This is a genomic window from Paenibacillus terrigena DSM 21567, from assembly GCF_000374845.1.
Classification (GTDB): domain Bacteria; phylum Bacillota; class Bacilli; order Paenibacillales; family Paenibacillaceae; genus Paenibacillus_K; species Paenibacillus_K terrigena.
This window is the reverse complement of the sequence record NZ_KB895419.1, coordinates 180,994-195,220: the sequence shown is the minus strand read 5'-3', so window position 1 is coordinate 195,220 and position 14,227 is coordinate 180,994. Positions and strand designations below refer to the sequence as shown.

At 44.5% G+C, this 14,227-nt stretch carries 13 protein-coding genes and 1 riboswitch; all 13 genes read right to left on the bottom strand.

Annotated elements, in window-relative coordinates; all coding sequences use genetic code 11:
- Window positions 1-70 precede the first annotated feature (70 nt).
- Entirely contained in the window at window positions 71-958 is an 888-nt protein-coding gene (locus tag C558_RS0121000) for a substrate-binding domain-containing protein (RefSeq protein ID WP_018758270.1), read from the bottom strand.
- A gap of 77 nt (window positions 959-1,035) precedes the next feature.
- On the bottom strand, window positions 1,036-2,775 hold the full coding sequence (locus tag C558_RS0120995) for a cache domain-containing sensor histidine kinase (RefSeq protein ID WP_018758269.1): 1,740 nt from the start codon (window positions 2,773-2,775) through the stop codon (window positions 1,036-1,038).
- Complete coding sequence (locus C558_RS0120990; RefSeq protein ID WP_018758268.1) at window positions 2,772-4,373, bottom strand: response regulator; 1,602 nt, start codon at window positions 4,371-4,373, stop codon at window positions 2,772-2,774. Before C558_RS0120990 ends, C558_RS0120995 begins: the two co-directional genes overlap by 4 nt.
- A 195-nt stretch (window positions 4,374-4,568) precedes the next feature.
- The gene (locus C558_RS35015) at window positions 4,569-4,703 is read right to left on the bottom strand and encodes a hypothetical protein (RefSeq protein WP_018758267.1); all 135 of its coding nucleotides are present in this window, start codon (window positions 4,701-4,703) and stop codon (window positions 4,569-4,571) included.
- Window positions 4,690-5,031: an ArsR/SmtB family transcription factor gene (locus C558_RS0120980; protein WP_018758266.1), complete on the bottom strand. Its 342-nt coding sequence runs from the start codon at window positions 5,029-5,031 to the stop codon at window positions 4,690-4,692. Before C558_RS0120980 ends, C558_RS35015 begins: the two co-directional genes overlap by 14 nt.
- A 158-nt stretch (window positions 5,032-5,189) precedes the next feature.
- On the bottom strand, window positions 5,190-7,016 hold the full coding sequence (locus tag C558_RS0120975) for an APC family permease (protein WP_018758265.1): 1,827 nt from the start codon (window positions 7,014-7,016) through the stop codon (window positions 5,190-5,192).
- Window positions 7,017-7,204: 188 nt separating this feature from the next.
- Window positions 7,205-7,363, bottom strand: a riboswitch (cyclic di-AMP (ydaO/yuaA leader).
- 185 nt (window positions 7,364-7,548) lie between these two features.
- A complete protein-coding gene (locus C558_RS0120970; protein ID WP_018758264.1) occupies window positions 7,549-8,451 on the bottom strand; it encodes an NAD(P)/FAD-dependent oxidoreductase in 903 nt (300 codons plus the stop codon).
- Window positions 8,452-8,528: 77 nt separating this feature from the next.
- Window positions 8,529-8,930: an RrF2 family transcriptional regulator gene (locus tag C558_RS0120965; RefSeq protein ID WP_018758263.1), complete on the bottom strand. Its 402-nt coding sequence runs from the start codon at window positions 8,928-8,930 to the stop codon at window positions 8,529-8,531.
- A gap of 112 nt (window positions 8,931-9,042) precedes the next feature.
- Window positions 9,043-10,239 (bottom strand): chromate transporter, encoded by a 1,197-nt coding sequence (locus C558_RS0120960; protein ID WP_026264054.1) that lies wholly within the window; start codon window positions 10,237-10,239, stop codon window positions 9,043-9,045.
- A gap of 158 nt (window positions 10,240-10,397) precedes the next feature.
- Window positions 10,398-11,240: an SDR family oxidoreductase gene (locus C558_RS0120955; protein ID WP_018758261.1), complete on the bottom strand. Its 843-nt coding sequence runs from the start codon at window positions 11,238-11,240 to the stop codon at window positions 10,398-10,400.
- Between the two features lie 87 nt (window positions 11,241-11,327).
- Complete coding sequence (locus tag C558_RS0120950; RefSeq protein WP_018758260.1) at window positions 11,328-11,738, bottom strand: MarR family winged helix-turn-helix transcriptional regulator; 411 nt, start codon at window positions 11,736-11,738, stop codon at window positions 11,328-11,330.
- 150 nt (window positions 11,739-11,888) lie between these two features.
- Window positions 11,889-12,950: a suppressor of fused domain protein gene (locus tag C558_RS0120945; RefSeq protein ID WP_018758259.1), complete on the bottom strand. Its 1,062-nt coding sequence runs from the start codon at window positions 12,948-12,950 to the stop codon at window positions 11,889-11,891.
- Between the two features lie 538 nt (window positions 12,951-13,488).
- Window positions 13,489-14,067: a GNAT family N-acetyltransferase gene (locus C558_RS0120935; RefSeq protein ID WP_018758257.1), complete on the bottom strand. Its 579-nt coding sequence runs from the start codon at window positions 14,065-14,067 to the stop codon at window positions 13,489-13,491.
- Between the last annotated feature and the right edge of the window lie 160 nt (window positions 14,068-14,227).

Below are 14,227 nucleotides of genomic sequence, written 5' to 3'. Positions count from 1 at the left end.
TTATCTCGCGTTAGCCATTCGTAATGAATCCAAAATCCTCATCATTTCTATAAAAATTCTCATGAGATATTTATCGCACAAAAGGAAATAAGAGCTTCTGATTCTCCGGCCATAGCATGTTCTCCAGATCAATGACTTTAATCCCGGTGTCGATACGGTCTGCAATTTTGCGACCCTCGATTAATTCCACCGCATACTGAACTGCTAGATATCCATTGTTAAAAGGGTTCTGAACGACTAATGCCTGCACGGTTCCATCCTGAAGCATCTCCATCGTCTCTTGCGGACTATCGAAGGCGATCACTTTCAACAGTCCACCTCGTCCCGCCTCTTTCACGACTCGGCCTACGCCGATGGAAGCTTCTGCGTTCAAAGTAATGATCCCGTCGAGATCCGGATAGGTATCGAGCCACTCCCTCGTTATTGCAGAAGCCATCTCCCTGCTGGATTGGCAATAGGCTATATCCAAGATTTGCACATTCGGATAGCGAGCGACATAATCAAGCAGACCTTCCTCCCGTTGATTCGCGTTACGCGCTTCCTGCACAAAGTTCATCACAGCGATTTTGCCACTACCGCCTAACAAATGAATCATTCGTTCGGCTGCACGTTGGCCCGCTTCGTAGTTATTCGTGCCAATATAACTCTTCACACGTGCCGAACCGACTTCGGAGTCTATTGAAATGATGGGGATGTTATTATAAGCCGCTCGGTCCGTAACTTGCGCCAACTTCATATAATCACTTGCCGCGAGCAGCAAGGCATCGGGATGCTTCTGAATCGAATCATTGACGAGGTTAATCTGACCTTGAATATCACCTTCATTCGGAGGCGCAAGGAATCGGAGATTCACGTTGAACTCCTTCGCAGCGACCTCTGCCCCCATTCGAAGTGTACTCCAATAATCTCCGTGATCCATCTTCACGATAAGATCGATATTCCGTTCCTGGTTGTCCATGAGTAATCCCCCATCTACGGAACAAGAAGATAACAGCAGACAACAAGCCATTAGTAAGAGCAACATCTTCCTAGGCATCATACTTCACCCTCTTTCTGCGCTATTTCCACTGGAAGATAGATCCGTACGGTTGTCCCTTCTTCTATCTCACTCTCGAACTGGATTCCGTAATCTGGACCATAGTGAAGTTGAATCCGTTGATTGACATTTCGCACACCCACACCTGAACCTTGCGCACTATTAGGCGTATTCTTCAATAATTGGTCCAGCGCATCGCGCGACATGCCGAGTCCATTATCCGCAATTTCAAATAGAAGCTTGCCAGCATCTACTTTCGCCGAAATTCGAATCATCCCTCTATCAGCCATCAGTTCTATGCCATGCACGATCGCATTCTCGACAATCGGTTGAAGGATCAGCTTCATCGTGAGAAAATGCAGTACCTCATCCTCAGCCTCAATCGTATAGTGAAACTTATTCTTATACCGGATGGTCTGAATAATGAGATAATGCCGGATATGCTCCAGCTCTTCTTGAACGGAAATGAAGTTCTTCCCCTTGCTTAGACTAATGCGAAAAAATCGGGATAACGAAGTAATGGCCGTGACCGCCTCGCTACTTTGTCCCTTCTCCACCAGCCGAATGACAGAATTGAGCGTATTGTAGAGAAAATGCGGATTGATCTGCGCTTGCAGCACATCGAGTTCACTCTTCCGCTTCGCTTCCTGCTCCACGATGATTTGATCCATCAGATGCCGGATCTGCTGGAGCATGACATGATACCGTCTGGAGAGCTGTTCGACCTCATATATCCCGGATACAGGTATCGGTGTATTCAGGTGGCCTTCACCCATCATCTTGACGGATCTGGCTAATCGCTGAATCGGTGATGAAATCCGCGCGGAGACGAATATCGCTAATAACAGAACAAAAATAATAACAACGATCAAGAACCAAAGGAGGAATGTGTTCAGCTCCGATTTCGTCGTGAGCAGTTCGTCTTTATAAGCGACCCCAATCACCTTCCAACCAATGGGGTTCACGGACTTGATCGTGATCATTCGCTGCTCCCCATTCAATTCATCTTGGTAACTTCCGTACGAATAGGTAAGTACGCGCTCCAAATCCTCATATTTTAGTCCAGCATGAATAAGCTGCTGCTGCGGGTGATAGACGATATTCCCGTAGGAATCAATGATATAGACATATCCTCGCTTCCCGAATACCACTTGTCTGCTAAGCTCATCAATTGTCTTGAAATTCATGTCTACGACCAATACGCCTTTACTGGCAAGTCCATCCCGATGGTAAGTTGTTTGTTTACTAAGTGAGACAGCCCATTTGTAGGATGTCTTGAATAGGTTCTGAATGTGGGGAGAAGACACAGATAATTGATCCGGCGTTTCGAGAGCCGCATTGAACCAGCTCTGACGCTGCAGTAACGTATAGGGCCGCATTTCCATCTTCGGAATATTCACCACAAGATCTCCATTCTTAGTGAACACAGCGATGGATATCAAATCTTCTCGCGTCTTCATGATCGAGTTCAATTGCTCTTCGAGAATGGAGCTCGAATATGAAGGGCTTCGGTTAATCGTCTCTTCAACCACATCGAATATACTGGTCATATTCTTGACATACATCTCCAGATTGTATTTCACCTGTTCGACGACCTGACCCATATTTAAATCCGCATTGTCTTCGGCCGTATTCGAAAATTTATTATATAGCATGAAGCTGACAATCAAGACGGTGACGACCGTAATCAGGATGAAAGAAAACGCAATAATGAATTGAATCCGCTTGAAGTGCTTCATGATCGGGCACCATTTCGATAATCTTTTGGTGACATGCCGAATTTCTTGCGGAAGCAGAAGCTGAAATAATTCGGGTCGCTATACCCTACACGCTCCGCAATTTCAAACGCTTTCAAATCTGTCGTGCGCAGCAGTTCCTTCGCCGCTTCCATCCGTAGGTCCAGCAGATAATTAACGAATGTGGTTTTGACTTCTTTCTTGAAAATACTACTGAAGTACCCCGCGCTAATATGGAGATGCTGGCAAATTCGCTGGATCGACATGTCGCTCTCAGCAAAATGTTGCTTGATATACGCTTTCGCTTCATCTACGAGATTTTTGTAGCTGGTCTGGCGACCCACAGCGATATGATCCATTAATTGCAGGCATATATCCGTGATCCATTGCCTAGCTTCAAGTACATTATTGCACTTGTAGATCTCAGCAATCGGTAATTGAGAGCTGCCGAACAATGTCTCGAGCTCAACCGCCATATCTTTAGCGACACGAATGATGGCCATTAAGATTTCTATACAATAGATCTGAAAATCTTGTATCGAGATTCTAGCATCTTCCACGACATGAAATAGCAGTTGGATCATTTCCTGCGCTTCATCTGCCATCCCTACTTTAATACACCGAATGAGTGCTTGTTCTTTCATCTCATCAAAAATAAGCGGATTATGCCGCTTGTTCTCAACGTCTTGGATCCAGATCACGCGATCATTCCCCAGAAGCAGTCGATAATTGAGCGCTTGTAGGGCGCCTTGATAAGACTCATGCAGTTCTGATAAACTGCTCTGAATCGAACCAACACCGATCGTCACCGTTAATTTCAGAAACTTATGCACGTTCAATCGGATCTCTTCCAGCACCCCGATTGTAACTTCGCTGAGGCAATCATTGTGATCATGATCTAGCATCGATAAGATTACGACATGATTGTGATGGATGAACACATGCCCATGGCAGTGATTCTGCACGATCTCATCCGCAATATTCAGCATCGCGAATTGCAAGAGATAAGCATCCCCCTGCTCCAAGCGATGGTTATCGATTTGAATGACCGATACCATATAGCAGCTTCCCAAGAGGTGAAGATCATACTGTGCACACTTCTCGTGAATCTCCATTTCCGATAAAGAACGTGTGATCAAGGAAGACAGGAATACGCTTTGCAATACAGGCAGACTCTTGTGATACTTCTCTCGTAGAGCATTCAGGTTCTGCATATCGAACAATTCTTTATCCATCTGCCGCTTCACTTTTAGGAGGGCTTCCATCAGATCAGAGGCGGAGAACGGCTTCAGCACATATTCATCGATCTGAAGCTTGATGGCTTTTTGAGCATATTCGAATTCATCATACCCGGTCAGAATAATGATTTTGATCGAGGGATACGTCTTCCGAACCCATTCAGCCAGCTGAAGACCATTCATGAATGGCATATGGATATCCGTCACCACAATATCTGGCATGACCTTCTCGATCAGTTCCATCGCTTCTTTCCCGTTCTCCGCTCGCTCAACCACTTGGAAACCGTACGATTCCCAGTCGATCTCTTGCATCAATCCCTCTCTAACATCTTCTTCATCATCCACTAGTATCAAATTGTACATGCGCGAGCTCCTCTTCTTGAATTAGAAAAAAGGCATGAACTTAAAGAGAAACCTCCGTAAGATCATGCCTTGAACACTACATTATTTAAAATAGGGGAAAGCATGCCATTCGGCAATACTTTCGACAAAACTTCTGGAATTATTTCCATCATTTAAAATTTTTTCTAGCGATCCTGTGATCACAGTTAGCTCAACTTAGAGCGATGCCATGTGCGCTGACAATCGATCTAATGTCTGATTGCCACCTTTGATGGCGCCATACGCTTTGACGACATAATTACGTTCTACACACCGACTCAGAAATCGAACTGTTGCATTATAATTCTTCATCGGATTGAGGCTTCTTGTTGTTCTGCAGCACTTGCAAATACGCATCTAGCCGGTCAAATCGGTCCTCCCACAAATGTCTATAAGATATGAGCCAATCATCCATTTCTTGAAAAGGTTCTTGGCGCAGTTTATATATCCTACGGTTGGCGTCTGCAATCACATCAACGATCCCGGCATCTAGAAGTACGCGTAAATGCTTGGAGGCTTGAGGCTGCCGGATACCTAACCGTTCACTGATCTCTCCAACAGTAAGAGGACTGGATTGCAGCAATTCGACTATTTGAAACCGGTTCGGCTCGGCAAGGGCACTGAATATGCTTGCTTTCATCGATGAACCCGCTTCCTTCCTAAATAAAACTCATGATTTGATGTACTAATAATATATCACGATCGGAATATTCCTGTAAAGGAATATAATGGGATCGTCATTCATCTTTAAATCAAAAAAACTGCCTCAACGAATTGAGACAGTTGACAACCGATGAATTATTTCTTCAAATGATACGGTACAGTCGTGATTATCACATTTCGACGGAACAGTAAGTGTGCACGAATCATCAAGCTCGACTGGTTATGCAAGATATTATGCCAACCTTTCTTCGGAATAAACTGTGGGATAATGACCGTCACCTGATAGTTGGATTCGCCGGCTTTCCGCTGAACGGTATCAATAAATTTCGTTAATGGATTAATGATACTTCGATACGGTGAATGCAAGGTCACAAGTCTCACGTCAGGCTGCCATTTGTTCCACTTTTCCTCGAAAATCAATTCATCTTCTCGTTCGAAAGGAACGTGTACCGCAATGATCTGGTGAGGTGACAATGACTTCGCGTAATTCAGCGAGTTCTCAACCGCATGTGTAATCCCTGCGACTGGAAGAATAATGACATTTCCCTCAATTGGTGGGGCAGGCTCACAATCTGTAATGCGAAGCTGCTCGCCCACCGCATCGTAGTGCTTCCGAATTTGATGAAATATAGCAATAATTATCGGCAAGAAGATTAATACGGACCACACCTGTGTAAATTTGGTGATGAAGAACACGAGTGTGACGATTAAGCTAATCGTAGCGCCGGTCGTGTTAATAATAAACTTGGTAACCCAGCCTTTCGGCTTCTCACGGAGCCACTTCAGCAACATCCCAGTCTGAGACAGTGTAAATGGAATAAATACCCCGACGGCATAGAGTGGAATGAGATGTTCCGTTTTCCCTTTGAATGCAACAATTAAGATAATGGACATGACCGCTAAGAAAATAATACCGTTCGAATATCCCAATCGGTCTCCACGCATGGTGAACATTCTTGGGATGAATTTATCTTTGGCTAGATTAACCGCTAGCAATGGGAAGGCAGAATACCCTGTATTCGCCGCAAGGATCAAGATTAATGCCGTCGTTCCTTGGATGAAGAAATACATAAAGTTCCTTCCGAAGGTCTGCTCAGCGATCTGTGATACAACCGTAACCTCTGCTTTAGGAGAAATTCCATAATAATACGCTAAGAAGATGATCCCTGAAAATAAGAGCGCGAGTAATGATCCCATTGCAATTAACGTCTTCGCTGCGTTATTCGGTGCAGGATCCTTGAAGTTCGGTATCGCGTTCGAGATCGCCTCCACGCCTGTTAAGGCTGAACTTCCTGATGCAAATGCTTTTAAGAGCAGGAACAAACTGATTCCTGCGACCGGTGTCCCGATTGGGGCATGCAGATCAGGGGATACTTGACCTGTCAGGATATTATAAATGCCCACGCCCGATAAAATGAATAAAGCAAGTACGAACAAATACACTGGATAAGCCAAGATAGAAGCTGACTCCGTTACGCCCCTTAAATTTAAGATCGTAATAAACACAACAAATAGAATGGCAATCCCTACGTTATGTTCATGCAGACTTGGAAATGCGGACGTAATGGCATCTGTACCCGCAGATACACTTACGGCAACCGTAAGAATATAGTCAACTAATAGAGAACCGCCCGCGACCAACCCAGGGTACATGCCAAGGTTTTCCTTGGATACGACATAAGCCCCGCCACCGTGCGGATATGCAAAAATTATTTGACGATAGGATAAAATTAGAGCGGTTAATAGAATTAAGACACCTATTCCAATGGGGATCGAATACCAAAATGCAGCTGAGCTAATGGTGATCAGAACAATTAAAATCTGCTCTGGACCGTATGCGACAGAGGATAAAGCATCTGAAGACAGAATAGCTAATGCTTTCGTTTTATTGATTTTTTGTTCGCCCAATTCCGTTGATTTGAGTGGTCTCCCAATTAATACTCGTTTTAAAATGGATAACATCGTAAGTATTGCTCCCCTTTTGGTTAATACAACTTGTTGTCTGAATATGTGGCTATAATGCCTAGTATCGCAATGTTTTATCCATGTCAGAGATCAACCTCCAAACCGTCATTTCCGCATTTTGACAATAAAAAACCACAGAGGTGTGAACCCCTGTGGTCATATTGACGCGATCACAGTATTCATATCCTCTCTCTCGATCAACGCTTACGAGGTTAGCTGTCGGATTCGGATGGTGAGAGTCACCCTACTGCATAACTGCAGATTCACCCCATGTGATGATACATTTATATCCATCACGTTGGTTCCCCCGTTTTCCCTAACGGAAAACTCAGCGAATATGAGAATTTATTGTAATGATTTATCTTGTAATGTTCATTTCCAACATTGAATATTACGCCATATTGATAACCTTGTAAAACGCGAAAAAGATGGCTGCAAACAAAAAAATGGGCGATTTTAACACCAAGAAAACGCTTACTTATATCTTGCTCTTTCATTATCTATTTCACACGCCGTAATTCTTTATTTTTTATAAAAAATCCTCATCTGTCAGGTCAGCGTTGACAGTCATGGCAACTTTGCTCCCTGCAGCTGCAGCATAGATAACTTGAGAAGGTCTTACATAAGCCGCGTCTCCTGCTGCGTATAGACCTGCAACAGAGCTCCTACCTGCTGGATCGGTCACAATCCCCCCGTATGCTGTCGTCTCATAGCCAAGCTGTTCGCCAAACGCAGCTTTAGGTACGAAGGTAGGGGTAATAAATCCTCCGCTCCGCTTGATCCAAGTGCCATCAGTAAAATGTACTTCTTCCAACATACGATTCTTACCTGTGAAAGCTTTGATTGGCTTATTCATGATGTGAAGTCCTTTGGACGACAGGATATCTTGTTGTTCTCTTGTTAAGATCTCAAGTCCATTCGTACAGACAACCAAATCCTGACTCCAGTTATACAGAATTTTAGCCGTATGGAATATTCCAGCTTCTTCCGACACAATGACAAGTGGCTGATCTCGGAGCTCCCATCCATCACAATATGGGCAATTAAATATGCTTGTTCCATAAAAGTCGTGCAGACCTTCAATGTCAGGGAAGACTTCCCTCAACCCTGTAGCCAAAATAACCTTTCTTGCTTGGATGATTTCATCCGATTGGGTACTGATTTCGAACCCCTGCTCTGTCTTGGATATATGGGCTACGTCAACTTGCCAATGCCGTACGGATGGATAACGGAGTACCTCTTCGTAGGCAATACGCCTGAACTCGGCAGGTGTGACGTTATCTCGCGTAATAAACCCATGAGATGCATGTGTAACGCGATTCCTTGGCTGATTATTATCTATTACTGCTACACTCCGCCTAGCTCTTCCCAGTACCAACGCTGCATTTAACCCTGCTGGACCTCCGCCCACAATAGCACAATCGTACATCATAAGAATCATCCCTCCCAAATATAAAAGATATCAAAGATATATTATGTCTATAATTGATGCCAAAAAATAACGATGCCTTACTTAGACAACGTTATTTCTTGGGCAAGCTCGAAGATTTTTTTGCTGCGAAGCTGCTGCTCCATCGCTTCTTCGGCAGATATCATCACGCTTTGAATCGCACATTCCGTATCATCATGAAGGCCGCAATGGAACAAGGATGCCGTACCTTCAATCGCATGAATGACGTCCAAGAACGAGATATCTTCTTTCTTTGCTTTCAGTCGATAGCCTCCGCTAGCCCCTGAAGCCGATTCAATTAACCCGGCCTTTACCAGCTTCGTCAAGATTTTCGACAGATAGGTAGAAGATACGCCCTGCCTTTCAGCAAGCTGTTGTACGCCGATGGGTTTATCCGGTGCGAATGCAACCAAGATAAGCATCGTATGAAGGGCATAGTTCGTCGCTTTGGAGAACTTCATCTTCTCACCTCAATCAATTATAGACTTTATTTATCTACAATAACCTTGATGCAAAGATTAGTCAAGGATTGTTCCTAACACCGGGAGCCAGGCCGCCGGTACGATCAACATGTCACATGAGCAGAAGTGAAATGACTGTACCACCGATCGCTCCAGTCATCACCACGCTCCAAGGTGGTAGCTTCCAGAAGACGAGCATCAAGAACAAGATGGAAGTAAAAGCAAAATCAACAGGCGTAAGAATTGCCGATATCCAGAGCGGATTATATAACGCTGCCAGTAAAATGCCGACAACGGATGCGTTAATGCCAATGAATGCGCCTTGAAGCTTGGGGCTTCTCCAAATGGAACTCCAGAATGGTAATGTCCCAACGATTAATAGGAATGCAGGGAGAAAAATGGCCACCGTCGCGATGAGCGCTCCCTCCACCCCACTCGTCATCGCTCCCAAATAACTAGCGAAGGTAAACAATGGACCTGGCACAGCTTGTGCAGCGCCATATCCGGCTAGGAAGTCAGCTTTGGTCACCCAGCCTGTCGGGACGACTTCGCGTTCGAGCATAGGAAGCACGACATGTCCGCCTCCAAATACAAGCGATCCTGAGCGATAGAAGCTATCAAATAAGGACAACCCGGTTCCATTTATGGTTGGCCGAAGGATAGGCAATATCACTAGTAGTCCTACAAACACTGTCAAACATATGATAGCTGTTCTACGACGAATCGGAATCGTAAGGCTTGTGCCAGATGGTAGTTCTGATTTCCGATAGAACAACATCCCGATAAGGCCCGCCACGAGAATGATAAGAACTTGACTCCATGCTGTTGGCCATAAGAGTGTAATCGTCATTGCGATAATTGCCAATGTCGCGCGGCTGCGGTCTGGCGTTAGCTTCTGACCCATACTCAGGATGGCCTGTGCGACAATGGCGACGGCGACGAGCTTAAGACCGTGAATCCATCCGGCGTCACCTATATCATAGCCCTGCATGAAGAAGGCAAACAGAATCAACACAAGGACCGATGGTAGCGTAAAACCAATCCAGGCTGTGATCCCCCCTAGCAGGCCTGCCCGAATCAACCCGATACCCATACCAACCTGACTGCTGGCTGGGCCAGGTAACAACTGGCAAAGCGCGACCAGATCCGCATAGCTGCGTTCATCCATCCATTTACGACGACGAATGTATTCATCATGAAAATAACCTAGATGCGCAATTGGTCCTCCGAATGAAGTGAGTCCGAGCTTCATGGATACTAGAAACACTTCGACTAATCTCTGTAATTTGAGTCCTAGTTCGTGCTTCATTGGATTTTTATCTTTTTCCACTTGCGATGATACCTCCCTAACTTTTGTAACAATAGCTGAGAAGATACCATTATAACGATTGATTGTTTGGGGATTGTTAAATAGCGAAAATAACTGAATAATCCGAATGACAGAGAGATAGTCTTAATATACTGGTTCTACTCCAACCCAAGCTGAATTTTACGCGTTTGAGCAATCCCCTTAAGGCCTGTCGGATCCTCTTGAACTTTATGATTAACAAACCGTTCTGCTGCTTCTGATGTCCGGATTCGGAGCGGTTTTGTTTCCATTTGAGTAAGTTCCAGCATGAGATCGGCTATCGACTCTGGCGTCTGTGATACGGCATTTCGTTTTGTGAACATATCGATATACGTCTCGACAATCGGCTTATATTCATCATCGAGCACACCGCCCGTCGCAGCAACTTGGTCCAGCGCGGTTTTCACAAATTGGGTCTCAATCGCGCCAGGTTCAATCAGCGTAACATCAATGTTGAACAGAGGTTTATAGTACGTCGCGAGACTTTCCAATAATCCTTCTACGGCAAATTTGCTTGCACAATATATCTCGTTCAGCGGTTGACCCACCAAGCCACCAACGCTTGAGGTCGCGATGATATGTCCTGATTCAGCTTTGATTAGCAATGGAAGTGCAGCGCGAATCGTGTGCATAACGCCATATACATTCGTATCGAAGACGCTTTGAATTTGCTCGAACGAAGCTTGACCGAGCGTACGAATAAACCCAAATCCCGCGTTACAGAACAACAGATCAATTCGTCCCTGCTCTTCTGCTATAACATGCATGGCACGTTCTATCGAATCAGGATTGACCACATCAATTTCCAGAAAACGGAGGTTTTCTTCCGTGGCGAACTGGGCTTGATCACGCTCTAAGTTCCGAGTTCCAGCATATACGGTCCATCCGTTCCTTGCGAAAGTAAGGGCTGTTGCTAAGCCTACACCTGATGAAGCACCCGTAATACAAATAATTTTATTCATAAAAACACCTCTTTGTTCAAATTTTATATTGTATAGTAACTAAACAGTATATGAACTGAACAAAAATGTCAAGGTCGTTTTCTTTGCTTAGATGGGTAACTTGTCTAACAGCAGGCGAAGTGATCTCAACTCTTCTGCCGTGTAGTTCACAAGTAGACGCTCAATCTTATTGTTATATTCATTCAAAATCGAGTCACTAAGACGTGTACCTTTGTCAGTCACTTGGATGAGCAGGCTTCTGCGGCTTACGGGATGAGGTTTGCGTTGTACGAGATCATCCTGCTCTAGCTTATCGAGCAATTGTGTTACGGCCCCACGTGTCAGACCAAATTCGTTAGCGATATCGACAGCAATCGAATCCGGATTTTTACGTAAAAATTGTATTGTATACATCATAATGGGCGTAACTTCATATTGAGGCAGTACCTGCGTAAAATAATTAGACAATTCATTTTTAATTTCTCTGAACTTTGTTGTCACGAGTTGTAAATCTTCCATTCTGATCCCCCTTGGATTTGTTAAGGTTCTATACAGTATAGCAAAAGAAACAATCATTTTGTATAAAGGAAAGAGGTATCACTCTCACCTTGTATGGTGATTTGATACCTCTCTTGATGATCTATCGATTTATTCTCATGATATCTTCCGTTAACCGATGATTTCAACGACATTGCCATCGTTGTCCTTGATCTCGGTTTTGTCGATTTGAACGACCATTCCTTCCAAAGAAGGAAAATCGAACTTACTCTCCTGCGGCTGCAGTCGCTGACGAAGCTCTGACACGGTCTTGCCATCAAGGATGATTCGAACTTCACCGTCTTCAACAACGCAGGATGGATGGTCACCCGGTTCAAACATCACTCGAACATCTGAACCGACCAACGTGAGATTTTTCCCCTTCAGAATACGCCCCTGAAGCAACGTTCCAATGATTCCAGCTTGCTTGGCACCTAATTTAAGAATGTCCGGCGTCTTTTTCAACCAGCCTTTCTTCCCTATCTCCCAGCCCAGCTGACCGACGAATAGATAACCGGTGTTAGATCCCTCTTCTTCCATCCCTTGGTGAACGGTTTCGGCAATTGATTCAACTTGGAGTAGCGAATCTCGCGATAAGTCTGTTATGTATTGAGGCATATAGGCTTGGCAAGCAGATAGCACACCAAGCGTATTCCATGTCTGCATCGCTTCGAGCTCGTCCACTGTAATACCTACCATCTGCAAAAATTCAACCCTACCGTTGGGCGTATCGATTGCTGATAGCTCCGGATCCTCAATAAAGGACAATGCCTTAAGCTTGGTATCTGAATTGAGACAAATCGGACCATTCGCATCCAAATAATCACCTGCGCGAAAAATATTGCCGCTGCTAAACACATATCTCCCCATATTTTGCAGCAAGTTGAGTGCCCAGGCCGGAGGTTCTTCTTCATCCATTGCACGTGCTAACCGAAACGTCAATTCAAATCCATAACCGCTCACATCGGAATCCTCGAATTCTTTGTCGTAGAGCTCAGAAAATCCATACGTTACAAAATGCCAATGCGGCACAGGCTCGTCTGATTTGTAAGCACTGATTCCATCTAAAGGGTCATTACCTCCCAATGCGTATGGAATAAGTGTCCCATAATGTTTCGGCTCCTGTTCTCCGTATATCTTCGTCACTTCCAGGTCTATGGCATCCCAGCCTGTTGTGTTCACTTCTTCAGTCATTTCTGCATTCCCTCCTAATTGATTCCATGCTGCACATGACAACATGAATAAGAACAGCCGCGATGGGCTGCCCCTATGCTCATAGATTTAACGATTCAACTATGACCTAGCATCCGTACGTTTCTCTCCATCTATGGGAACGACTTTCACCGTGGACCCCTCTTGGCTTGTATTTGCTTATGATCCCAAGTCGCGCATCGTGATGTTTCATAACGCCCTCAATTTGACCAAGGTACGTCCTTCTACCGATATCGCATTAGACTCATATTGCCCGTTTACGAAAACGTTCGGAGGTGATGCTGGAGCTGCATAGGCAGAAGTACTTGCCAAGAGGATCCCTCCAAGCACCGCTGAACCTATCATCGAATTAATCCATGTTTTCAGTATCATCACGTCTCCTAGGAATCGCTATTTTCTCACATCTTATTCAGACGCATGTGATTGGGAAAAGTTGCATGAACCATGTATTCCGGCGGTTACAGCAAAAAAGAGCCGCCAAATTTATACTGGCAAGCTCCCTTAGATTCATTTTCGACTTCTACAAGTTCTTTCTCAGTTTGTAAAAATGATATTCCCGATCTTCAATCGTTAGATCGTGTTGAAATGCAAACCCACATTTTTGTATTATTTTATTGGAAGGCACGTTTCGGGTTTGTGCAATTGCAATAAGCTCAGAGGTGTTAGTGTTCTCGAACAAATAAGTAATGAGTCCCCTTGCTGCTTGGGTCGTGTAACCTTTATTCTGATGAGTGCTGGAAATGCCATAATAAATCTCTCGGCTCGGCGGTGATACGCGATCTAATATCCCTGTGCCACATACACCGATAAACTCACCTGTTGCTTTAGAGATAATACCGAGTCGCAACCGAAGTTCCTCGATTTCCCTGTCTTTAGACACAGCGTTGAGAAACTGTTCGTTCTGAGGTATTTCATAATGGACGATCCACTCTTCCCGTTGCTCCCTGGATACATTCCAATCGAGCAAAAACGCATGGAAGTGGGGTTGCCAGGTTAGGTTGTGTAGCGCGTCTAAATCCTCGATCCGATATTCGCGTAAAATAACATCTTCACATTCAATCGTGAAAACGTCATGACTATGGTTAGGTAAAAGACTCACGGATACCCTCCTTGAATTCATCTTCATTTTTCAGTACGAATCATTTGCAAGGTGGCATCCATTCTATCCCCTTTCCATCCATCTAAGTACACATTGTACCAAACTCGCTGGGACTCATTCTATGTCAAGAATCGTTATAACTAACTCTACAACGCTATTG